Origin of the sequence: Salipiger sp. PrR002 (assembly GCF_010500775.1) — a bacterium.
Classification (GTDB): Bacteria; Pseudomonadota; Alphaproteobacteria; order Rhodobacterales; family Rhodobacteraceae; genus Salipiger.
The window spans coordinates 194,354-217,669 of sequence record NZ_JAAGOU010000003.1 but is presented as its reverse complement, the minus strand read 5'-3'; the positions used below and the strand labels follow the sequence as shown (position 1 = coordinate 217,669).

The 23,316-nt window shown below is 65.9% G+C and carries 18 protein-coding genes; 9 read left to right on the top strand and 9 right to left on the bottom strand.

Translation table 11 applies throughout. From position 1 onward, the window contains the following. The first annotated feature begins 13 nt into the window (after positions 1–13). Both G0A00_RS05000 and ptsP read left to right on the top strand, forming a co-directional pair. Entirely contained in the window at positions 14–1,252 is a 1,239-nt protein-coding gene (locus tag G0A00_RS05000) for an aspartate kinase (protein ID WP_164182292.1), read from the top strand. Between the two features lie 47 nt (positions 1,253–1,299). Then, a complete protein-coding gene (ptsP, locus tag G0A00_RS04995) occupies positions 1,300–3,549 on the top strand; it encodes a phosphoenolpyruvate--protein phosphotransferase (protein WP_164182291.1) in 2,250 nt (749 codons plus the stop codon). A gap of 249 nt (positions 3,550–3,798) precedes the next feature. Here ptsP and G0A00_RS04990 read toward each other — a convergent pair whose 3' ends face one another. Together G0A00_RS04990 and G0A00_RS04985 are read right to left on the bottom strand one after the other, a co-directional pair. Next, a complete protein-coding gene (locus tag G0A00_RS04990; RefSeq protein ID WP_164182289.1) occupies positions 3,799–4,554 on the bottom strand; it encodes an EcsC family protein in 756 nt (251 codons plus the stop codon). A gap of 50 nt (positions 4,555–4,604) precedes the next feature. Further along, positions 4,605–5,090, bottom strand: a complete 486-nt coding sequence (locus G0A00_RS04985) for a GNAT family N-acetyltransferase (protein WP_164182411.1) — start codon at positions 5,088–5,090, stop codon at positions 4,605–4,607. Positions 5,091–5,171: 81 nt separating this feature from the next. Here G0A00_RS04985 and G0A00_RS04980 point away from each other — a divergent pair, with 81 nt between their 5' ends. Further along, a complete protein-coding gene (locus G0A00_RS04980; protein ID WP_164182287.1) occupies positions 5,172–5,774 on the top strand; it encodes a flavin reductase family protein in 603 nt (200 codons plus the stop codon). Positions 5,775–5,887: 113 nt separating this feature from the next. After that, positions 5,888–6,541 carry a CatB-related O-acetyltransferase gene (locus tag G0A00_RS04975; RefSeq protein ID WP_164182285.1) on the top strand — a complete coding sequence of 218 codons (654 nt, stop codon included), beginning with the start codon at positions 5,888–5,890 and terminating at the stop codon, positions 6,539–6,541. A gap of 3 nt (positions 6,542–6,544) precedes the next feature. On the opposite strand, the gene G0A00_RS04970 is transcribed toward G0A00_RS04975, so the two are convergent. The 5 genes from G0A00_RS04970 to G0A00_RS04950 form a co-directional block, all read right to left on the bottom strand. Continuing rightward, entirely contained in the window at positions 6,545–6,946 is a 402-nt protein-coding gene (locus G0A00_RS04970) for a PaaI family thioesterase (RefSeq protein ID WP_164182283.1), read from the bottom strand. A gap of 90 nt (positions 6,947–7,036) precedes the next feature. Continuing rightward, positions 7,037–7,483 (bottom strand): MaoC/PaaZ C-terminal domain-containing protein, encoded by a 447-nt coding sequence (locus G0A00_RS04965; protein WP_164182281.1) that lies wholly within the window; start codon positions 7,481–7,483, stop codon positions 7,037–7,039. A 126-nt stretch (positions 7,484–7,609) separates the two neighbouring features. Further along, positions 7,610–9,151, bottom strand: coding sequence for an ATP-dependent RecD-like DNA helicase (locus G0A00_RS04960; protein ID WP_066104650.1), 1,542 nt, complete (start codon positions 9,149–9,151; stop codon positions 7,610–7,612). 243 nt (positions 9,152–9,394) lie between these two features. Further along, positions 9,395–10,513: a CaiB/BaiF CoA-transferase family protein gene (locus G0A00_RS04955; RefSeq protein ID WP_164182280.1), complete on the bottom strand. Its 1,119-nt coding sequence runs from the start codon at positions 10,511–10,513 to the stop codon at positions 9,395–9,397. Further along, entirely contained in the window at positions 10,513–11,733 is a 1,221-nt protein-coding gene (locus G0A00_RS04950) for an acyl-CoA dehydrogenase (RefSeq protein ID WP_164182279.1), read from the bottom strand. The genes G0A00_RS04955 and G0A00_RS04950 overlap by 1 nt, the downstream gene beginning before the upstream one ends. Positions 11,734–11,862: 129 nt before the next feature. On the opposite strand from G0A00_RS04950, the gene G0A00_RS04945 reads away from it, so the two are divergent. The 4 genes from G0A00_RS04945 (at position 11,863) to G0A00_RS04930 (ending at position 15,765) form a co-directional block, all read left to right on the top strand. Further along, entirely contained in the window at positions 11,863–12,753 is an 891-nt protein-coding gene (locus G0A00_RS04945; protein ID WP_164182278.1) for a LysR substrate-binding domain-containing protein, read from the top strand. Between the two features lie 150 nt (positions 12,754–12,903). Beyond that, the gene (locus G0A00_RS04940) at positions 12,904–14,133 is read left to right on the top strand and encodes a diaminopropionate ammonia-lyase (protein ID WP_164182277.1); all 1,230 of its coding nucleotides are present in this window, start codon (positions 12,904–12,906) and stop codon (positions 14,131–14,133) included. A gap of 15 nt (positions 14,134–14,148) precedes the next feature. Continuing rightward, on the top strand, positions 14,149–15,078 hold the full coding sequence (locus G0A00_RS04935; protein ID WP_164182276.1) for an N-carbamoyl-D-amino-acid hydrolase: 930 nt from the start codon (positions 14,149–14,151) through the stop codon (positions 15,076–15,078). A 108-nt stretch (positions 15,079–15,186) separates the two neighbouring features. Next, a complete protein-coding gene (locus G0A00_RS04930) occupies positions 15,187–15,765 on the top strand; it encodes an exopolysaccharide biosynthesis protein (protein WP_164182275.1) in 579 nt (192 codons plus the stop codon). A gap of 90 nt (positions 15,766–15,855) precedes the next feature. Here G0A00_RS04930 and G0A00_RS04925 read toward each other — a convergent pair whose 3' ends face one another. Both G0A00_RS04925 and G0A00_RS04920 read right to left on the bottom strand, forming a co-directional pair. Then, complete coding sequence (locus G0A00_RS04925; RefSeq protein ID WP_164182274.1) at positions 15,856–19,302, bottom strand: pyruvate carboxylase; 3,447 nt, start codon at positions 19,300–19,302, stop codon at positions 15,856–15,858. A gap of 127 nt (positions 19,303–19,429) precedes the next feature. Then, positions 19,430–20,548, bottom strand: a complete 1,119-nt coding sequence (locus G0A00_RS04920; protein WP_203595276.1) for a heme-binding protein — start codon at positions 20,546–20,548, stop codon at positions 19,430–19,432. Between the two features lie 249 nt (positions 20,549–20,797). On the opposite strand from G0A00_RS04920, the gene G0A00_RS04915 reads away from it, so the two are divergent. Then, complete coding sequence (locus tag G0A00_RS04915; protein WP_164182271.1) at positions 20,798–23,245, top strand: ATP-dependent helicase; 2,448 nt, start codon at positions 20,798–20,800, stop codon at positions 23,243–23,245. Positions 23,246–23,316: the final 71 nt, after the last annotated feature.

Below are 23,316 nucleotides of genomic sequence, written 5' to 3'. Positions count from 1 at the left end.
CGGGGAAAACGCCATGCCCGTGCTCGTGATGAAATTCGGCGGCACCTCCGTCGCCACGCTGGACCGCATTCGCCGGGCCGCGAAACGCGTGGGCGTTGAGGTCGCCAAGGGCTACGACGTGATCGTCATCGTCTCGGCCATGTCCGGCGAGACCAACAAGCTGGTCGGCTACGTCGAAGAGACCTCGCCACTGTTCGACGCGCGCGAATATGATGCCGTCGTCTCTTCGGGCGAGAATGTCACTGCGGGGCTGATGGCGCTGACGCTGCAGGAAATGGACGTGCCGGCGCGCAGCTGGCAGGGCTGGCAAGTGCCGCTGCAGACCACTTCCTCGCACAGCGCGGCGCGGATCGTCGACATCCCCACCGACAACATCAACCGCAAGTTCGGCGAGGGCATGAAAGTGGCCGTGGTCGCGGGCTTCCAGGGCATCAGCGCCGAGGGCCGGATCACCACGCTGGGCCGTGGCGGCTCGGACACCACCGCCGTCGCCTTTGCCGCCGCCTTCGAGGCCGAGCGCTGCGACATCTACACCGACGTCGATGGTGTCTACACCACCGACCCGCGGATCTGCGAGAAGGCCCGCAAGCTCGACAAGATCGCCTTCGAGGAGATGCTCGAACTGGCCTCGCTCGGCGCCAAGGTGCTGCAGACCCGCTCGGTCGAACTTGCGATGCGTTACAACGTGAAGCTGCGGGTGCTCTCCAGCTTTGAAGAACAGTCCGACGAAGCCGGTACGCTCGTCTGCGACGAGGAGGAAATCATGGAACTGAACGTCGTTTCCGGGGTCGCCCATTCGCGCGACGAAGCCAAGATGACCCTTGTTTCGGTCGCCGACCGTCCGGGCATCGCCGCGGCCATCTTCACCCCGCTCTCCGAGGCGGGCATCAATGTCGACATGATCGTCCAGAACATCTCGGACGAGGGCCGCACCGACATGACCTTCTCGTGCCCCACCAATCAGGTGGCGCGCGCCGAGAAGACCCTGCAGGACTGCAAGGAAGCTGGCAGCATCAATTTTGCAGAGCTGAAGGCCGACACCGAAGTGTGCAAAATCTCGGTCGTTGGCATCGGCATGCGCAGCCAGCCGGGCGTCGCGGCAAAGATGTTCAAGGTGCTTTCCGACGAGGGCATCAACATCAAGGTCATTACAACCTCAGAGATCAAGATTTCGGTGCTTATCGACCGGAAATACATGGAACTTGCGGTGCAGGCGCTGCATGATGCCTTCGAACTCGAGAAGGCGGCCTGACAGACACCGCGGGCTCCCTTCCAAATAATTAGGGACAGGGTGGCCGAATGCCGGACGGCACGGAAAGCGAAAGTCGCAAGCTTCTCGGGCGGCTGCGGGACACCATGGCCGAGGATGCCGCCGGACAGGCGCGCCTCGACAAGATCACGCATCTGACCGCCGACTCGATGGGCACCGAAGTGTGCTCGATCTACCTCTTCCGCGATGAAGAGACGCTGGAGCTCTGCGCGACCGAGGGCCTCAAGAAAGAGGCCGTGCACCAGACCCGCATGCGCATGGGCGAGGGTCTGGTGGGCCGCGTCGCGCGCAGCGGTAAGGTGGTGAACACCGCCGATGCGCCCTCGGCCAAGGGCTTCCGCTACATGCCCGAGACCGGCGAGGAGATTTACTCCAGCTTCCTCGGCGTGCCGATCCAGCGCCTCGGCGAGACGCTGGGCGTGCTGGTGGTGCAGACGCGGGCCAAGCGCGAGTTCACCTCGGACGAGGTTTATGCGCTGGAAGTCGTCGCCATGGTGCTGGCCGAAATGACCGAGTTGGGCGCCTTCGTCGGCGACAGCGCGGCACTTTCGGCACGGCACACCCAGCCCACCCTGCTGCGCGGCGGCACCGGACAGGAAGGCACCACCGAAGGCCACGTCTGGCTGCATGAGCCGCGGGTGATGGTCACCAATTTCGTCGCCGATGACCCCGAGCGCGAGCATGAGCGGCTGAGCGAGGCGATCGAGCGGCTGCGCGTCAGCGTCGACGAGATGCTCGCTGGCGCGGGCCATGACGCTGAACAGCTTGAGGTGCTCGAAGCCTACCGGATGTTCGCCAACTCCAAGGGCTGGCGCCGCCGCATGGAAGAAGACATCCAGCGCGGCCTCTCCGCCGAAGCGGCTGTAGAGAAAGAGCAATCCGCCGCCCGCGCCCGCATGAGCCAAGTGGCCGACAACTACCTGCGCGAGCGGCTCCATGATCTCGACGATCTGTCGAACCGCCTGCTGCGCATCCTCACCGGTCAGGGCAGCGACACTGGCGCGTCGATGCCGCATGATCCGATCCTCGTGGCCCGCAACATCGGCCCCGGCGAGTTGCTGGAATACGGCCGCCAGTTGCGTGGCATCGTGCTCGAGGAAGGCTCGGTCGGCAGCCACGCCGCCGTGGTCGCCCGCGCGCTGGCGATCCCGCTGGTGATCAACGCGCCGCGCATCACCACAGAGGCGCTCAACGGCGATCACATCATGGTCGACGGCGATCAGGGCCTCGTGCACCTGCGCCCCGATGACACGGTGGTGTCGGCCTTCCGCGACAAGATCGCCATGCAGGCCGAGGCGCAGGAACGCTATGCCTCGATCCGGCAAAAGCCGGCGATCTCGCTCTGCGGCAAGCGCATCAGCCTTTACATGAACGCGGGCCTTCTGGCCGATGTCCCGTCGCTCGAAACCTCGGGCGCCGAGGGTGTGGGCCTCTTCCGCACCGAACTGCAGTTCCTCGTACGCAACAAGATGCCCAACCGCACCGAGCTGGCGGCGGTCTACAAGCGCGTGCTCGATGCCGCGGATGCCGCCGGAAACAAGCCGGTGGTGTTCCGCACGCTCGACATCGGCTCGGACAAGGTGCTGCCCTACATGAAGCCCACCGACGAGCCCAACCCGGCGCTCGGCTGGCGGGCGATCCGCGTCGGCCTCGACCGGCCCGGCGTCATGCGGATGCAGCTGCAGGCACTTTTGCGCGCCGCCGAGGGCCGTCCGCTGACGCTGATGTTCCCCTTCGTCGCGCAATGGGAAGAATTCAGCGCCGCCCGCGAAGAAGTCTATAAGGCCATCGCTTTGGAGAAGAAGCTGGGCCATGTGGTGCCGGACAAGATATCGGTCGGCACGATGCTGGAAACCCCCAGCCTCGCCTACGCCTCGAACAAGTTTTTCGAAGACGTGGAGTTCCTGTCGATCGGCGGCAACGACCTCAAGCAGTTCTTCTTTGCCGCCGACCGTGAGAACGAGCGCGTGCGCCGGCGCTATGACACGCTCAACGTCAGTTTCCTGACCTTCCTCGAACAGATCGTGCAGCGTTGCTCGGCCACCGGCACACCGCTGAGCTTTTGTGGCGAGGATGCGGGTCGCCCGATCGAGGCGGTCTGTCTGGCCGCCATCGGGCTGCACCGCCTGTCGATGCGCCCGGCGTCGATCGGGCCGGTGAAGAGCCTGATCATGCGCACGGATCTAGACGCGCTTTATGACGTGATCTGCGACGCACGTGAGCGTGGCGAGCAGTCGGTGCGCGACGCGGTGATGGAATACATGCGCTGGCAAGGCTGAGGCGGGGCACGATCAACAAAGGATCAACCAGTGCCTTCGGCTTTGTTCCGGGCGTTCTTTGACCTTTCCAATTTACGGGACCAAGGCTCGCCCGGCGCATCGGTCCCCCGCGCCCCGGGCGATTTGGATGTTGCGCGCATCGCCGGCCGTTCTGGCACGGGACACAACCCGCACCTTCTGCGCGGGCGTTGCGGCGCGGGTTTCACCGCGCCTCGCGCAAGGCTCTAAGCCATTAACCTTGCGAAGCGGTTAACCGATCTGCTTCTGCAGTGCCGCCACCAGTTCGGCACGCGGACGCCCGGTCTGCTGCGACAGTTTCAGCAGGCCGAACTGCACATGCGCCATTTCCTGATAATAGCTGGTGTAGGCGTAGTTCGTCGCGGCCCCGGCGGCCGCGCCCAGCACGGGGATCGTCTGCGCCGCCAACTTCTGCCCCATCGCTGTCGCCAGACGCGGCGCAACCTTGCCGATCAGCCCGTGCACCGTCGCGCCGGTCAGCGTGACCCGCGTCGCCAGAAACCCCAGATCCGCGCCATCATCCGTCGCCAGCGGACCGGCGGAGGCAAAGACGGCCAGACACTCTCGGCGGATCTCCGGCATGTCGGGGTCAAACCCATATTCCGCCGCGATGCCCTGAATGGCCCGCAGCAGCACGGTGACGGTCACCGGCAGTTCGGCCATGGCTGTTGGTAGCCCGCCCGCGCCGCCAGCGGCGCCCATGGCGGTGGCCAGCGCGGTGTTGAGCCACCCCTTCTGATCCGGCACCGCCCGGCGCGATCCCGAGGCCGCCTTCAGCGACAGTTCCAGCGCCTTCGCCGTACTGCTTTCGAGCCGGTTCTTCACCGAGTCGGGCAGCCGTTCGAGCAGGTTCTCCGCCTTGCCGCCGATGAGGTTGAGCACCTGCAGCCCGACCCCGCCCGCGGCGCGGTGGCGCCGGGCAAGCGCGGCGATCTCTGCCTCGATGCTGACGGGAACAAGCTCGGTTCCGGGGACTGCTGCGGTCATCTTGCGCCTCCTAGGGACTTTCTAAGAAGATCGGCCCCGCCCCCGAAATTTCAAGCTTTGCGCGTGACCTCGCCGGTCACACCTGCCCATGCGCCGGGGCGCAGTTCCATCGCCAGCACCCGCTCGGGGTTGGTCGGCGGCGGCATCTCGACCCCGTCGATCTTGGAAAAGCCGAAACGGCGGTAATAGGGCTCGTCACCCACCAGCAGCACCCGGCCCCATTCCAGCGCCCGCGCCCGCTCCAGCGTGTCGCGGATCAGCGCCGCGCCCAGCCCCTCGCCCTGCGCCGTGGGGTGCACCGCGACCGGCCCCAGAAGCAGCGCCTGCACTTCGCCCACGCGCACCGGCCAGTAGCGGATCGCGCCGCCGATGATGCCGCTCTCGTCCTTGGCCACGCGGCACAGCTCGGCCACCGGCGGCACGCCGTCGCGCAGGCGGTAGGACGACAGCAGCGTCCGCCCCGGCGCAAAGCTGAGATCATAGAGGGCCTCGACCTCCCAGACATCATCCGGGCGTTCCTGAAACAAGCTGTACAGAGGGGTGCTCTCCCGTGGCGTTTTGGCTGAATTGGCCCTATCACGGGTCCAAAGACCGCGCAAACAGCTGAGAGGACAGGCATGTTCTACCGCCCCGAAGACGGCCACGGCCTGCCGCACAACCCGTTCAACGCCATCGTCACCCCCCGCCCTATCGGCTGGATTTCCACCCGCGGGACGATGGGCGACAACCTCGCGCCCTATTCTTTCTTCAACGCGGTGGCCTATGTGCCGCCGCAGGTGATGTTCGCCTCGACCTCGGCCAAGGACGACCGCGACGGCACCAAGGACAGCGTGGCGCAGCTGCGCGAAAGCGGCGTGTTCTGCGTCAACATCGTCGAATACGCGGCGCGCGACGTGATGAACCTCAGCTCCGGGCCGTGGCCCGCGGGCGAGGATGAGTTTGCCCTCGCCGGGATCGAGAAAGCCGAGTGCGAGACCATCGACTGCCCGCGCGTGGCCGGGGCGCCTGCCTCGCTGGAATGCAAGGTGACCCAGATCGTGCAGCTGGAAGGCGTGGCGAATTTCGCCGTCTTCGGCGAGGTCACTGGCGTTCACATGCGCGATGACTGCCTCAAGGATGGGCAGTTCGACGTGACCACCTTCCAGCCACTCACCCGCCTCGGCTACCGCGACTATGCGGTGATCCGCGAGGTCTTTTCACTCAAGCGTCCGGGAGAGTGAGCGCGCTTTCCCGCGCCGCCCTTTCGCGCTAGAGTGCCCCTGTTCACCGATGGAGGGAGCCATGGACCAGCACCTTTGAAACCCTGACAGATGCGTTTCGAAAGGAGGCTCCCATGCCCTTTACCCTTCCCTCCGCGGAGGAGAGTCACCCCATCATCCTGCCCGATGGCACCCCGCACGCGGGCACCGTGCATCTGCGCGCGGTGCTCGACCATCCCTGCATCGAGGTCGGCCGTTTCACCTATGCCTCGGATTTCGATCCGCCCGCGGTCGACGGCTGGGCGGCGCGCCTCGCGCCCTACCTCTTTCCCTTCTCAAAAGACCGGCTGAAGATCGGCAACTTCTGCCAGATCGCCCATGGCGTGCGTTTCATCGGCGGCTCGGCCAACCATGAGACGCGGGGGCTCAGCACCTACCCCTTCAGGGTGTTCGACCGCGAGGCCATTCAGGCCACGCAGCCCGACGCGCGAGGCATCGAGATCGGCCATGACGTCTGGCTGGGAACCGGCGCGATGGTTCTGGCGGGCGCAAAGATCGGCTCGGGTGCGATCATCGGCGCGGGTGCCGTGGTGCGCGGCGAGGTGCCGCCCTATGCGGTGGTGACCGGCAACCCCGGACGCGTGGCGAAGATGCGCTTCGATCCCGAGACCATCGACCGGCTCCTGCGCCTCGAATGGTGGCATTGGCCCGCAGAGCGCATCGCCGCGGCCCGCGGCGCGCTCGAAGCTGCGGATATCACCGCGCTCAAAGCGCTGGCGCCGGGCTAAGCCTCAGCCCCGGCGGCGGTAGCGGAACACGCCCGAGCCCTTCGCGATAAGCTCGCCGGTCTCATCGGTGATCGTCGCCTCGGCAAAGAAGGTGCTCTTGCCGCCGCCGGTGCGCGTGCCCTCGGCGATCAGCCGCGTGCCCTTGGGGCGAGACAAATACTGCACGTTGAGCGAAAGCGTCAGCGCCATCAGCTTGTCGTCCGCATCCCCGGTGAAACAGCCCGCAAACCCCATCGCCGTGTCGAGCAAAGCCGCGTGAACCCCGCCATGCGGGTTCTCGTGCCGGTTCATATGCTCGCGGCCCAGCTCCAGCTCGAAGCGGGCAAAATCGGCGCGCCATTCGGTCATCGCCGCGCCAAGGTGCTGCAGATAGGGTGCGGGGCCTTCGAGGAAGGGATCAGTCATGCGGCTCTCCTGTTGCGCGCCCCTGTGTCGGCGCTGCGCGCGGCAGGGTCAAGCCGGGGCCCCTTGCATCAGCCGGAGATCAAACGCGGATCAGTCGCGCAACTCGAGGAAGGTCAGCCATTGCGCCACAAGCGCGGGCTTGTCGCGGCCCTGCCCCTCGACCTCGATCTCCACGTCCCAATGCACGGTGAGCCGCTCTTCCTCTTCCTCGACCCCGCCAACGGTGAAATGCCCGCGCACCCGCGAGCCCACCGGCACCGGGGTGACAAAGCGCACCCGGTCAAAGCCGTAGTTCACATTGGCGACCTGTCCCGGAAAGGGTGGCACCGCGTCGGCGCACATGGCCGAGAGCAGCGACAGCGTCAGAAACCCCTGCGCCACCGGCTCGCCAAAGAGGAAATCGGCAGATGCCCCCGCGTCCTTGTGAAAGAACTTCAGATCGCCGGTCACCGCGCCGAATTGCGCGACTTTCTCCGCGTCCAGAAGAAACCAGCGCGAGACTTTCGGCTCCATCTCTAGGATCGCCTCAGCTGGCATGTCGCCCCGCCTGCCTGTTGCTGCTGCCCCGGATCATCGCCTCTCCTTGCGCCTTGCCAAACCCGAGGCAGATTGGCGGATCGGCCCCGCCGCTGGCAAGAGGAAATCCCGATCAGCCGCAGGGCATCAGCCCGCCGCATCCTCGCCCTGCATCTCAAGCTCCAGCGGTGCCGGTGCCGCAGCGGCCAGATCATCCACCCGCAGCGGCCCCGAGGGCTTGGCCAGGCGGTTGCGCACCACCCAATGCAGCCGGTCGGAGGCGCGGGTGATGGCCACATAGGCAAGACGTTTCCACAGCGGCTGCCCGGCCTCGACGCGCCCCATGCGCGCAGCGGTGTAAAGATCGGGCGCAAAGACCTGCACGTTCTCCCACTGCGAGCCTTGGGCCTTGTGGATGGTCACCGCCGCGCCATGCAGGAAGGTCGCCCCCATGCGCGCGGCGAAGGGGATAAAGGGCTCTTCCTCGTCGGGCTTTTCGATTTTCACGATGGACGCCGCCGAGACCTGCGGGTCGGGCGCGCCCATCACGTGCAGCCGCGAGAAGCCGGGTTTCTTGCCCGGCCCGAGATAGACCACCTGCGCGCCCTTGATCAGCCCGCGCGCCTCCAGATCGAGCCGTTTCTTGCGGTGCTTGAGCGGCAGTTCGATGCCGTCGCAGATCAGCGGCTCGCCGGGCAGAAGCTCGGTCTCGGGCGCGCCATGCACGGCACGGAAGGCGTTGATCAGCCGGATGCGCGTGGCGTTGCGCCAGACCAGCACCGGCGAGCGCGCCATCAGGTCCACCTCGACCCGCTGGCCCCAGATCACCCGGTCGTCCTTGGCTGCCATCTCCTCGACCAGCCGCTCGAAACGGTAGAAATCCACCTCCGGATCGGCCAGCGCATGGGCCAGATCGAGGATCGGGCTCGAGGCCTCCTGCCGGTGGATGCGCGAGAGCTCCATCTTGCGGTCCTCGGGCACCGCGTCGAACACCATCTTGCCCGACTGGTTCACCGGCGCCAGCTGCGCCGGATCACCAAAGAGCAGCAGGTTGGGGAAGATCTCGCGCAGATCCTCGAACTGCCGGTCGTCGAGCATCGAGGCCTCATCGACAAAGCCGATGTCGAGCGGCTCTTCGCGGCGTTTCCATCCGGTGATGAAATCGCTGCCGCGCAGCCCCGCGGCGGCCAGCGCCGCCGGCACCGACTTGTGGCCCTGATACGCAGCATAGGCCCGATCGAGCGCCTCATCGGTCAGCGCCTCGATCTCCGGGCGCTCCTCGTTGCCCATCAGCCATTCGGCGATGCGCTCGTAGACCGGATCATAGACCGGCGTGTAGAGAATGCGGTGGATGGTGGTGGCGGGCACGCCGCGCATGCGCAGCACAGAGGCCGCCTTATTGGTCGGCGCAAGGATCGCAAGCGTGCGCTTGTCGCGCTTGCGGCGGCTCTCGAAATCGCCCGAGACCACCTCGCAGCCCGCCTCCTGCAGCGCCTTGCAAAGCTCAGCCAAAAGCAGCGTCTTGCCCGAGCCGGCCTTGCCCATCAGCGCCATGACCTTCGAAAGGCCCTCGCGCGCGGGCTCGGTGGTGCCTTCATCCAGATCGACGCCAGCGCCGCGCAGCATCTCGGCCACGCGGTCCCAGGCTTCGGCCTGATCCTCGGAAAAACTGATCGCGGGCGCCGTCATGCGCGCGACCCTACTAAAGCGGCGCGCCGCGTACCAGAGCGCAGCGGAACGCGTTTCGCTTTTCCCGGCGGAAAGCGCCTCTGGCGCGCGCCGGACCGCCTCCGGCGGGCGTATTTGGAAAGAGAAGAAGCCGGGTTTCGCACCCTTCTTCTCTTTAAAAATACGCCCGAAAAATATGCCCGAAAAATATGCCTGGGGGTGAGGCGCGCAGCGCCGAGGGGGCGGCGCCCCCTCGACCGCGGTTCAGCCCTGACCGAGCTTTGGCGAGGGGCGCACCGGCGCAAGGGGCGTTTCCGACAGGCGGATGGGGGTGCGGATGCCGGGCACCCCGCCTGCCTCCACCGCCATACCGCGCGCGATCACCTGCGGGTTGTCGAACACCTGATCGACCGAGTTGATCGGCCCGGCGGGCACGGTGGCCTTCTCCAGCGCGGCCAGAAGCTCGGCCCGGTCCCAGGCCGCCAGCGCGCTCACCAGCGCGGGCCGCAGCAGGTCGCGATGCGCCACCCGCGCCTCATTGGTGGCAAAGCGCGGATCCTCGGCCAGCGCCAGCCCCAGCACATCGCAGAGCCGGGCGAACTGCCCGTCATTGCCGACCGCGAGGATCATGTCGCCCGAGCCGGTGGGCAGCACCTCATAGGGGGCAATATTCGGGTGCGCATTGCCGAGGCGCCGCGGTGCCTTGCCGGTGGCGAGGTAGTTCATCCCCTGATTGGCCAGCACGCCCACGGCGCAGTCGAGCAGCGCCATGTCGACGAGCTGCCCCCGGCCGGTGCGCGCGCGCGCCGCCAGCGCCGCCTGAATGCCGATCACCGAATAGAGCCCGGTGAAGATGTCGGCAAAGGCCACGCCGACCTTCTGCGGCTCGCCGTCCGGACTTCCGGTCAGGTCCATCCAGCCCGCCATGCCCTGGATCAGGAAGTCATACCCCGCCCTTTCGGCATAGGGGCCATCCTGCCCGAAGCCGGTGATCGAGCAATAGACCAGCCCGGGGTTCACCTCGCGCAGGCTTTCGTAGTCGAGGCCGTATTTGCGCAGCCCGCCGAGCTTGAAATTCTCGATCACCACATCGGCTTCGGCCACCAGCTCGCGCACCTTCGCCTGCCCTTCGGGCGTGCGGAAGTCGGCGATGACCGAGCGCTTGCCACGGTTGGTGGCATGGAAATAGGCAGCCGAGCGGTCGCCCTCGCGCTCGATGAACGGAGGGCCCCAGCGGCGGGTGTCATCGCCCTGCGGCGCCTCGACCTTGATCACCTCGGCGCCCAGATCGGCCAGCACCTGCCCGGCCCAGGGCCCGGCGAGGATGCGCGCCAGTTCGATCACGCGCACCCCGTGCATCGGCGGCAGCGGGGGAACCTGCATCAGAAGAACGCCTGAATGCCGGTCTGCGCCCGCCCGAGGATCAGCGCGTGCACGTCATGGGTGCCCTCATAGGTGTTCACCGTCTCGAGGTTGGCCGCATGGCGCATCACGCCGTATTCGATCTGGATGCCGTTGCCGCCGTGCATGTCGCGGGCCATCCGCGCGATATCCAGCGCTTTGCCGCAGTTGTTGCGCTTGATCAGCGAGACCATCTCGGGCGCGGCGCGACCCTCGTCCATCAGCCGACCGGTGCGCAGGCAGGCCTGCAGGCCAAGCGCGATCTCGGTCTGCATGTCGGCGAGCTTTTTCTGGAAGAGCTGCGTGCCCGCCAGCGGCTTGCCGAACTGCTTGCGGTCGAGGCCATAATCGCGCGCCTGATGCCAGCAGAACTCGGCGGCGCCCATGACGCCCCATGCGATACCGTAGCGCGCGCGGTTGAGACAGCCGAACGGCCCCTTGAGGCCCTCGACATTGGGCAGCAGCGCGTCCTCGCCGACCTCGACGTCATCCATGACGATTTCGCCGGTGATGCTGGCGCGCAGGCTGAGCTTGCCGCCGATCTTCGGCGCGCTCAGGCCCTTCATGCCCTTCTCCAGCACGAAGCCGCGGATCTTGCCGCCATGCGCCTCGGACTTGGCCCAGACCACGAAGACATCGGCGATCGGCGCGTTCGAGATCCACATCTTGGAGCCCTTGAGCACATAGCCGCCCTCGGTCTTCACCGCCCGTGTTTTCATGCCCGCCGGATCCGAGCCCGCGTCGGGCTCAGTCAGGCCAAAGCAGCCGATCCACTCGCCGCTGGCGAGCTTCGGCAGATACTTCATGCGCTGCTCTTCCGAGCCGTAGGCGTAGATCGGGTACATCACCAGCGAGGATTGCACCGACATCATCGAGCGGTAGCCGCTGTCCACACGCTCCACCTCGCGCGCCACGAGGCCGTAGGCCACATAGCCCGCGCCGATGCCGCCGTAGGCCTCGGGGATGGTCGAGCCGAGAAGGCCCAGCTCGCCCATCTCGCGGAAGATCTCGGGGTCGGTGTGCTCTTCGAGATAGGCATGCTCGACCCGCGGCAGCAGCTTTTCCTGCGAGAAGGCATGGGCGGTATCGCTGATCATCCGCTCTTCCTCGGTCAACTGCTCGCTGAACAGAAACGGGTCCTCCCAGTTGAACGAGGCAAGCGCGGGCTGTTCCTTGGGCTTGAGGTGGGACAGGTCGGTCATCGGAAGGCTCCTCCGGAGGGATCATGCGTTTGGCGCGCAGCCTAGCGCCGGGGCGGACCGCTGGGAAACGATTTGAATTGCTCATGTCATGATCAAAACTCATAATCTGCGCATCCAGAGGAGTCCCGGATGCGCAAACCCTATATGCCCCGCGTCGGCGAGCTGGAGGCCTTTGTCGCCTGCGCCCGGCGCGGCACCACCACCATGGCCGCCGACAGTCTGAACCTTACGCAGAGCGCGATCTCGCGCTCGCTGGCGGCGCTTGAGGACCGGCTCGGCGTCGCCCTTTTCCTGCGGGTGCGCCAGAGGCTGGTGCTTTCGCCAGCAGGGCAGGCCTTTCTGCTGCAGGCCGAGAAGGTGCTGGGCGAGCTTGACAGCGCCGCCATGGGGGTCATGGCGTTCGGGGGGCAATCCGCCGTTCTGCGCCTTGCGGTGCTGCCGAGCTTTGCCCGCACATGGCTGATCCCGCGCCTGCCGAGCTTTGCCGAAGCCGCCCCCGGCATCACCCTCGATCTCTCTGCCCGGCTGCAGCCGGTGGAGTTCAGCCGCGATCCCTTTGACCTTGCGCTTATGCGCAGCCAGCATGAAACCCCCGGCACCAGCGCCGAGACGGTGGCGCGCGAAGAGATGGTGGTTGTCGCCGCCCCTGCCCTGCTTGCGGGGCGCGCCGAGCTTTCGGACGCCGAACTGCTCGAGTTGCCACTGCTGCAGCAATCCACCCGCCCGACGCTCTGGCTCGACTGGTTCCGCGGCAGCGATACCGACGCCCGCCGCATCCTGCGCGGCGCCCGTTTCGACCATTTCGACATGATCCTCGATGCCGCGATGGCGGGGCTTGGCGTGGGCATCGTGCCGCAGATCATCGCCCGCCCGGCGCTTGCCAGCGGGCAGCTTGCCCTCGCCGCGCAACGCCGCTTCGACACCGGCGAGAGTTACGCGCTGATCCAGCCCGAACGCAGCGCCGACAGCGCCAGCGTGCAGGCGTTCCGCGACTGGCTCTTGCGCGAAATCGCAGCCTGACGCGGCGACGCACACGCAGGGCCTGAACACATCGCTTGAGCTGCCCGATTATTCAGCACAGGCTTGCGCCGCGGCGCGCTGCCCGCATGCGGGCCTTTGCAAAAGTCCGAACTTTCTACTTCAGTAACGCAGACCAAACGGAAGGACACCATGGCCGAGGAGATCACCCGCAATGCAGGCACGGAAGACGCCTTCACGCTCGCCCTGAACGCACAGGCCGCCCCCGGCACCCAGTGGACCGAAGCGCAGAATGCCATCCTCAGCGACGCCGGTTTCGCCACCGCTGCGGGCACCATCCGCGCTTGGCCCGGCTACACCGAGACGCCGCTGGCTGCCCTTCCCGCGCTCGCCGCCGAGATCGGCGTTGCCGCGCTGCACTACAAGGACGAGAGCACGCGCTTCGGGCTCGGCAGCTTCAAGGCGCTTGGCGGGGCCTATGCGGTGGCGCGGCTGCTGCAAAAGGAACTGTCGGCACGGCTGGGCCGCGATGTGAGCATGGACGAAATCACCGCCCGCGCGATCCCCGAGGCGGCGCAGATCACCGTCTGCTGCGCCACCGACGGCAACCATGGCCGCTCGGTCGCCTGGGGGGCGCAGAGCTTTGGCTGCAACTGCGTGATCTTCATCCACGCCACCGTCTCCGAGGGCCGCAAGACCGCCATCGAGGCCTTTGGCGCCGAGGTCCGCCGCACGCCGGGCAATTACGACGACTCGGTGCGCGAGGCGCAGGAGGTGGCGAGCGCGGAAGGCTGGTTCGTGGTCTCCGACACCTCGTACCCCGGCTATATGGACGTGCCGCGCGACGTGATGCAGGGCTATGAGATCATGGCCGCCGAGGCGCTCGACGCCCTGCCCGAGCCGCCCACCCATATCTTTCTGCAAACCGGCGTTGGCGGCATGGCCGCTGCGGTCACCGCGCAGGCAGTGCGCCGCTATAGCGCGGACAGGCCGAAGATTGTGCTCTGCGATCCCGATCAGGCCGCCTGCTTCCTTGCCTCCTACCGCACCGGCGCGCGCACGGCGGTGCATGGCGATCTCGATACGCTGATGGCGGGGCTTGCCTGTGGCGAGGTCTCGGCGCTGGCGTGGGAGATTCTGCAAGACCATGGCGACGCGGTGATCGCGCTTACCGATGCCGCTGCCATCGCCGCCATGCGCCGCCTCGCCTACCCCGAGGGCGGCGATCCTGCGCTGGTCGCGGGCGAGTCGGCCGTCGCGGGCATCGCCGGGCTGCGCCTTGCCATGGAAGACCCCGAGGCGCGCCAGATGCTCGGCCTCGACGCCACCTCCCGCATTCTCACCTTCGGCACCGAGGGCGACACCGACCCCGAGCTTTATGAGCAGCTCATCGGCGCCCCGGCCTCCCAGATACGCCCCTAGAAAAGGACCGCCCCCATGAGCCGCAAGTTCACCGTCGCCGCCGCCCAGCTTGGCCCCATCGCCAAGGATGAGCCGCGCAGCTCTGCCGTGGCCCGCCTCTGCGCGATGATGAAGGAGGCCAAGGCCCGCGGTGCCTCCCTCGTGGTCTTCCCCGAACTTGCGCTCACCACCTTCTTTCCGCGCTGGTTCATCGAGGCGGGCCCCGAGCTGGATCAGTGGTTCGAGACCGAGATGCCGAATGAGGCCACCGCGCCGCTCTTCGCCCTCGCCAAAGAACTGCAGATCGGCTTTCACCTCGGCTATGCCGAGCTGACGCCGGACGGGCACCATTACAACACCGCGATCCTCGTCGGCCCCGATGGCGAGATCGCCGGAAAATACCGCAAGATCCACCTCCCCGGCCATTGGGAGAACGAGGAATGGCGCCCCTTCCAGCACCTCGAGAAGCGCTATTTCGAAAAGGGCGATCTGGGCTGGCCGGTGTTCGAAATGCTCGGCGGCAAGATGGGCATGTGTATCTGCAACGACCGCCGCTGGCCCGAGACATGGCGCGTGCTGGGTCTTGGCGGGGCCGAACTGGTCTGCCTTGGCTACAACACCCCGATCCATTTCGCGCCCGCGCCCGAGCATGACCACCTGCAGTATTTCCACAACGAGCTGTCGGTGATGGCGGGCTGCTACCAGAACGGCACATGGGGCGTGGCTGTGGCCAAGGCCGGGCTGGAGGAAGGCTCTGTGCTGATCGGCGGCAGCATCATCGTCGCTCCCACTGGCGAGATCGTTGCCAAGGCCAGCACCTCGGGCGACGAGGTGATCACGGCAGAGGTCGATCTCGACCGCTGCGCCGAGATCCGCGCAAATGTCTTCAACTTCGAAGAGCACCGCGAGCCGCAGGACTACCTGCCGATCACCGCGCCCAAGGCGAAGCGCAAGGCGGCGGAATAAGCCCCTTCCCGGGCGCTCTGACCGGCGCCCGGACTGCCACCGCAGCCAGACCGTCTGGAACCGAAGCTCCCCTGAGGCGCTTATCCCTACACATTAGTGGGGAACGATATGACCGACCGGCCACTCGAAGGAATTATGCACGACCTCTCGGAACTCGGAGACAGCGACGGCTGCATCGAGGTACAAGAGGTGGTGCGCACGCTGGAATCGCGGGGCTTTGGGCCACTGCTCATCGTGCTGGCGGCCTTCCTCATGCTGCCGATCGGAATGATCCCCGGCGTGCCCGCGCTGATCGGCCTTTTGTTCATCCTCTGCGGCGCGCAGATGATGCGCGGCAAATCCGGGGTCTGGCTGCCTTCGAAGATCGCCAGCATCGAGTTCCCCGCCGACAAATTCACCGCCAGCATCAAGAAGGCTTGGCCCAAGGCCCGGAGCCTTCGTCGCTATCTTGGCTCGCGCATGACATGGGCGGCCAGCGGCACCATCTCGCGCATCATCGCCGTGCTGCTGATCTTTGCAGGCGCGGCAGTGATCGGCCTTGGATTCATCCCCGGCCTGCCGTTCCTCGTCGCCGTGCCGGTGCTGCTGTTCGGGCTTGGCCTGACCTTGCGCGATGGCCTGCTGATCATCTTGGCCTTCGCTCTGCTCGGCCCGGCGATCTGGGCGGGCGCGGCTTGGGCAATGTAAACGGGGGCAATGTAGGCGCAAAGTAAAAGCGCGGGGTCAGGTCAGCCCTGCCCCGCGCTTCGTTGCGTCCAACGCTCTGCGGCGCGCGCCTTACTCTTCCAGTTCGATCAGAAGATCCTTGGCGTCGATCTGGCTGCCGGGCGTCACATGCACCGCCTTGATCACCGCGTCGCGTTCGGCGTGCAGCCCGGTCTCCATCTTCATCGCCTCGATGGTCAGCAGCAAATCGCCCTCCTTGACCGAAGCGCCCGCCTGCACCGCGATCGAGGCGACAACGCCCGGCATCGGCGCGCCGATGTGGTTGGCGTTGCCCAACTCGGCCTTGGGCTTGGCACCGCTCGCAGCCTTGGCCTTGCGGTCGGGCACGCGCACCGCACGCGGCTGGCCGTTGAGTTCGAAGAACACCCGCACCTCGCCGTCATCCTGCGTCTCGCCGACGGTGATCAGGCGGATCTCCAGCGTCTTGCCGGGGTCGATCTCGGCGGTGATCTCGGCACCCGGCTCCATGCCGTAGAAATAGGCCAGCGTCGGCAGGGTGCGCACAGGGCCGTATTCCTCGTGGCGCGCGATGTAGTCGGTGAAGACCTTGGGGTACATCAGGTAGCCGTTGAAATCCTCGTCGTCGAATTCGACATCGGGGAATTTCTCCTGCAACTCGGCGCGCAGTTTGGCGAAATCGGCGGGCGGCAGATGCTTGCCGGGGCGCTCGGTGTTGGGTTTCTCGCCCTTCAGCACCTTCTTCAGAATGCCCTCGGGGAAGCCACCCGGCGGCTGGCCGAGGTTGCCGCGCATCATGTCGATCACCGAGTCCGGGAAGCTGACGTCGCTCTTGGGGTCCTCGACCTGCGCGCGGGTCAGCCCTTGGCTCACCATCATCAGCGCCATGTCGCCCACCACTTTCGACGACGGCGTCACCTTCACGATATCGCCGAACATCATGTTCACGTCGGCATAGGTCTTGGCGACCTCGTGCCAGCGCTCTTCCAGCCCCAGCGAGCGCGCCTGCGCCTTGAGGTTGGTGAACTGCCCGCCCGGCATCTCGTGCAGATACACCTCCGACGCGGGGGCCTGCATGCTGCTCTCGAAGGCCGCATATTGGCCGCGCACCGCCTCCCAGTAGTTCGAGACCTCGCGGATCACGCCCACGTCGAGCCCGGTGTCACGCTCGGTGTGGCGCAGCGCCTCGACGATAGAGCCGAGCGTGGGCTGCGAGGTGTTGCCCGAGAGCGCATCCATCGCCGCATCCACCGCGTCGACCCCGGCGCGGCTCGCCTCCATGATCGTAGCAATGGCGGCGCCCGACGTGTCATGGGTGTGGAAGTGGATCGGCAGCCCCACCTCTTCTTTCAGCGCGGTGATCAGCGCACCTGCGGCCGAGGGTTTCAGCAGGCCCGCCATGTCCTTGAGACCCAGCACATGCGCCCCGGCCTCTTTCAACTGCTTGCCCATCGCCACGTAGTACTTGAGGTCATATTTGGCACGCGCCGGATCGAGGATATCGCCGGTGTAGCACACCGTGCCCTCGCAGATCTTGCCGCTGTCGATCACCGCATCCATGGCGACGCGCATGTTCTCGACCCAGTTCAGCGAGTCGAAGACGCGGAACACATCGACGCCCGAGTCCGCCGCCTGCGCGACGAAGCTCTGCACCACATTGTCGGGGTAGTTGGTGTAGCCCACGCCGTTGGAGGCGCGCAGCAGCATCTGCGTCATGACGTTGGGCATCTTGGCGCGGATGTCGCGCAGGCGCTGCCACGGGCATTCCTGCAAGAAGCGGTAGGCCACATCGAAGGTCGCGCCGCCCCAGCACTCCACCGAGAAGAGGTTCGAGAGGTTCGCCGCGTACGCAGGCGCCACTTTGATCATGTCGAGCGAGCGCATCCGGGTGGCCAGCAGCGACTGGTGCCCGTCGCGCATGGTGGTGTCGGTGATCAGCAGCTGCTTTTGCGCCGCCATCCAATCGGCCACCGCCTGCGCGCCCTTCTCCTCAAGCAGCGTGCGGGTGCCCGGCGGCGGCGTTTCGGCGCGCAGTTCGGGGGCACGCGCGGGCTTCAGCTCGGCATGGGGCTTGGGGCGGCCCTGCACCTCGGGATGGCCGTTGACGGTGATGTCGGCGAGATAAGTCAGCACTTTGGTGCCGCGGTCCCGGCGCTTCTTGAAGTCGAAAAGCTCGGGCGTCGTGTCGATGAACTTCGTGGTGTACTGGTTGTTCAGGAACACCGGGTGCTTGAGCAGGTTGATCACGAAGTCGATGTTGGTGCTCACGCCGCGGATGCGGAACTCGCGCAGGGCGCGGTCCATACGGGCGATGGCCTTCTCGGGCGTCGGCGCCTTGGCCGTCACCTTCACCAGCAGCGAGTCGTAATAGCGGGTGATCACCCCGCCCGCGTAGGCCGTGCCGCCATCGAGGCGGATGCCCATGCCGGTGGCCGAGCGATAGGCGGTGATGCGGCCATAGTCGGGGATGAAGTTGTTGGTCGGATCCTCGGTGGTGATCCGCGTCTGCAGCGCGTGGCCGGTGAGGCGCACGTCGTATTGGCTGGCCTTGCCGGTGGCCTCTGCAAGGCTCTTGCCCTCGGCGATCATGATCTGCGCCTGCACGATGTCGATGCCGGTCACCTCTTCGGTGACGGTGTGCTCGACCTGCACGCGCGGGTTCACCTCGATGAAGTAGAACTTGCCGCTGTCCATATCCATCAGGAACTCGACGGTGCCGGCGCATTCATAGTTCACATGAGCGCAGATCTTTCGGCCCAGTTCGCAGATCTCCTCGCGCTGTGCCTCGGACAGATAGGGCGCGGGCGCGCGCTCGACGACCTTCTGGTTGCGGCGCTGCACCGAGCAATCGCGCTCATAAAGGTGGTAGATGTTGCCCTGCTTGTCGCCGAGAATCTGCACCTCGACGTGGCGAGCGCGGATGATCATCTTCTCGAGATAGCCCTCGCCGTTGCCAAAGGCCGCCTCGGCTTCGCGCCGCCCTTCGAGCACCTTCTCTTTCAGTTCCTTCGACGACTCGATCGGACGCATCCCGCGCCCGCCGCCGCCCCAGCTGGCCTTGAGCATCAGCGGATAGCCGATCTCTTCGGCCTCCTTGGTGATCGCGTCGAAATCATCGCCCAGCACCTCGGTGGCGGGAATCACCGGCACCCCGGCCTCGACCGCCACTTTGCGGGCGCTGGCCTTGTCGCCAAGCGCGCGCATGGTTTCCGCCTTGGGCCCGATGAAGGTGATGCCCGCCTCGACACAGGCATCGACGAACTCGGGGTTCTCGGACAGCAGACCATAGCCCGGATGGATCGCGTCAGCGCCCGATTCCTTGGCAACACGGATGATCTCGGGAATCGACAGATAAGCCGCCACGGGGCCCAGCCCCTCACCGATGCGATAGGCCTCGTCGGCCTTGAAACGGTGGAGCCCCAGCTTGTCTTCTTCGGCATAGACGGCGACCGTCTTCTTCCCCATCTCGTTCGCGGCGCGCATGATGCGGATCGCGATCTCGCCCCTGTTGGCGATGAGAATCTTCTGGAACTCTGGCATTATCTTCCTCCGTCACTACCGCCATGCCTGCGGGTGACGTGGAGTGAACGCCATGCTGCGATGCGGCGCAAGATGACTATGCAAAGTTAGCACCCGTGAGCGCCAACTTTGCAAAATGCCGCCGATGTCAGCCGTTGCTTGCGTCCTGCTCCTCGGGTTTGTGCAGCGGCTCGCGGGCCGGCGCCTCATCAAGGCACATGATGTTGATGCTGACATGCGGCCAGCGGATCAGCGCGCCTTCTGGCCCACCGAACTGCGGGAAGAAGTCGAGCAGCACGTTCTGGATATAGGCCAGCGCCCAGCCCCGGCCGTTGATCGGTTCTTCCAGTTCCATGATCCAGAAGAAGGCCTCCATCGCCGTGGCATTGGCTTCGCTCACGATGAAGGGGATATTGACGATCCCGCCCGTGGCGAACTCGGTATTGAAATGCAGCGTGGTGGTCTGGCGGATCGGACCCAGCGCCGCGATTCCTCCGCGCAGCAGCTCCCAGGGGCGCGAGACGTCGAATAGACCCTCGAACTTATTGTCGCCACTCAGATCGCCATAGGGCGCGAGATAGCGCGTAAGTTCTGGGTCCGGCTCGCCCGGCGGGGATTGCAGGTGCAAAGGAAGGCCGCTGATCTCTGGCACCAGCGGCGCGCCCGGGCGGGTGAAGGACACGCCCATCGCGGTCACCGTATCGCCATGCGGGATCGAGGCCAGCCGCGCCACATTGAGCGGCAGCTTGGTTTCACACTCATCGCCCGCGGGCGTCCTGACCACGTAATCTATGAAGGTGTGCTGATCGCGAATCCACAGCATGAAGCCCGGCTCATGGTGGATCCCGGCGCCGATCTTGCCACGGATCATGTCGCTCGACGGCGGAGAGTCCTTCACCGCGATCTGCGCGATGCGCTGCGTGTAATCGAGGCCAAAGATCGTCTGGTCGGTCTGCGCCGTCGCATCGGCACTGCCCTCCTTGTCGACCCCACGATTAGGCACCGGCCCGTCGACGGTCAGGAAATCGAGCGTTTCGTTGTATTGGTTCGCCAGCACCCGGAAGTCGCCACTGGCATCGGTGAAGAAGGGCAGCGCGATCATGTTCCAGCCGCGGCCCTCGAATCCGGTGGTCAGCCCCTCCTTTGCGTTGATCCATTTGCCCGGCAGCTTGCTCAGCGCGCCCAGCTTCTCTGGTTCGGACCTGTCGGCAGGCCGTATGTCGCGATTGCCGTATTCGTGAACCTTGGCTTCCAGTTTGAGTTCCATCGATCCCTCCTCCAGAATCTCTGTCTTGAAATGGATTTCGGCCCTTGGTCGCCGGGAGCGAGCCGTGGTCAAAGGCGGCCTCCGCAACCGGCGGGTGCAAATGCGATCTGAAAATCCCGTTCATTTTAGACACCGCGACCGCCCCCCACGAGTGCGGAAAACCTCCATGGAGTCCGCCCGCACAGTGATTTTTGGAACAAATAAAGAACGCACCTTTCACAGGCCGCCGCGCCGCGCTAGATTTGCGCCATGAGCAGCTTTGACGACATGGATGCATTCGAGGGGGCCTCGCTGTCGCAGCGGGCCATGGCGGCGCGCCCCGCGCCCTATCTCGACGACCTCAACCCCGCGCAGCGCGAGGCGGTGGAACGGCTCGACGGGCCGGTGCTGATGCTGGCCGGTGCCGGCACCGGCAAAACCAAGGCGCTGACCGCCCGTATCGCGCATCTGCTGACCACCGGCCGCGCGAGGCCGAACGAGATTCTCTCGGTGACCTTCACCAACAAGGCCGCGCGCGAGATGAAAGAGCGTGTGGGCCGCCTGCTCGGCCACGCGGTCGAGGGCATGCCGTGGATGGGCACCTTCCACTCGATCTGCGTCAAGCTGCTGCGCCGCCACGCCGAACTGGTGGGGCTGAAGACGAATTTCACCATCCTCGACACCGACGATCAGATCCGCCTGCTGAAACAGGTGATCGCGGCCAACAATATCGACGAAAAGCGCTGGCCCGCCCGGCAACTATCGGGGGTGATCGACAACTGGAAGAACCGCGCCTGGACGCCCGACAAGGTTCCGGCGTCCGAGGCTGGCGCCTTCAACAACCGTGGCACCGAGCTTTACGCCCAGTATCAGACCCGCCTGCGCGAGCTGAACGCCTGCGATTTCGGCGACCTGCTGTTGCATGTGGTGACGATCTTCCAGCAGCACGCCGATGTGCTCGAGCAATACCAGCGCTGGTTCCGCTTCATCCTCGTGGACGAGTATCAGGATACCAACGTCGCCCAATACCTCTGGTTGCGGCTGCTGGCGCAGGGCCACACCAACATCTGTTGCGTCGGCGACGACGATCAGTCGATCTATGGCTGGCGCGGCGCCGAAGTGGGCAACATCCTGCGCTTCGAAAAGGATTTCCCCGGCGCCCATGTGGTGCGACTGGAACAGAACTACCGCTCGACCGCGCATATCCTCGCCGCCGCCTCCTCGGTGATCCGCGGCAACGAAAACCGGCTCGGCAAGGAACTCTGGACTGAGGCGGACGGCGGCGAGAAGGTCCGCCTCATCGGCCATTGGGACGGCGAGGAAGAGGCGCGCTGGATCGGCGAAGAGATCGAGGCGGCGCAGCGCGGATCGCGCGGCATGCGGCCAATCTCGCTTGATGACATGGCGATCCTCGTGCGCGCCTCGCACCAGATGCGCGCCTTCGAAGACCGTTTCCTGACCATCGGCCTGCCCTACCGGGTGATCGGCGGCCCGCGCTTTTACGAGCGGCTCGAGATTCGCGATGCCATGGCCTATTTCCGGCTGGTGGTCTCGCCCGAAGATGATCTCGCCTTCGAGCGTATCGTGAACACCCCCAAGCGGGGCCTCGGCGACAAGGCGCAGCAGAAGATCCAGATCAAGGCGCGCGAGAACGGCACGACGCTGCTCAACGGCGCGCGGCTGCTGCTGCGCGACAAGGAGATCACCGGCAAAGGCGCGGGCAAGCTGGCCACCTTCGTCGAGCAGATCGACCGCTGGCACGAGGTGGCCCGCCAGCAGCTGGGCCTGCCCTCGGAGGTGCAGCAAGACGACGACGATCTGGTGCTGATCGACGAAGACAAGCCGCTGGCCAAGACCATGAGCCATGTGGAACTGGCCGAGGTCATGCTCGACGAGAGCGGCTACACCGAGATGTGGCAAAACGACAAGAACCCCGATTCCCCAGGCCGGCTGGAAAACCTCAAGGAACTGGTCAAAGCGCTGGAGAATTTCGACAACCTGCAGGGGTTCCTCGAACACGTCGCGCTGATCATGGACAATGAGACGGAAGAGACCGGGGCCAAGGTCTCGATCATGACGCTGCACGCGGCCAAGGGTCTCGAATTTCCCGCGGTGTTCCTGCCGGGCTGGGAGGACGGGCTCTTCCCCTCGCAGCGTTCGATGGACGAAAGCGGCCTCAAGGGGCTCGAGGAAGAGCGGCGCCTCGCCTATGTCGGGATCACCCGCGCCGAGGAGCTTTGCACCATCTCCTTCGCCGCCAACCGGCGCGTCTTCGGGCAATGGCAATCGGCCATGCCCTCGCGTTTCATCGACGAGTTGCCCGAGCAGCACGTCGAGATTCTCACCCCGCCCGGCCTTTACGGCGGCGGCTATGGCGCTGCGGGCATGAACAGCGGCTTTGGCGGCGGTTCAGGGCTGGAAAGCCGTGCCGCCGAGGCCAATGTCTACAATTCCCCGGGCTGGAAACGGCTGCAGGAACGCTCCTCCAGCGCCCGCTCGGTCAGCCAGCCGCGCGAGAGCCGCACTCAGGTGATCGACCTGCAGGCAGTTTCGGCCTTCGAGACCGGTGAGCGCGTCTTCCACCAGAAATTCGGCTATGGCGAGATCGTCGCCATCGAAGGCGACAAGCTCGAGATCGACTTCGAGAAGGCGGGCGTCAAGAAAGTGGTGGCCCGCTTCGTGACCGCCGCAGATTCGGCGGGCGACGTGCCGTTCTGACGCGCCGCCGGGGCGGGCTGTAGACGAAACCGCCGCACACCGTGATACAAAAGAAGGCCCGGGGCGCATTG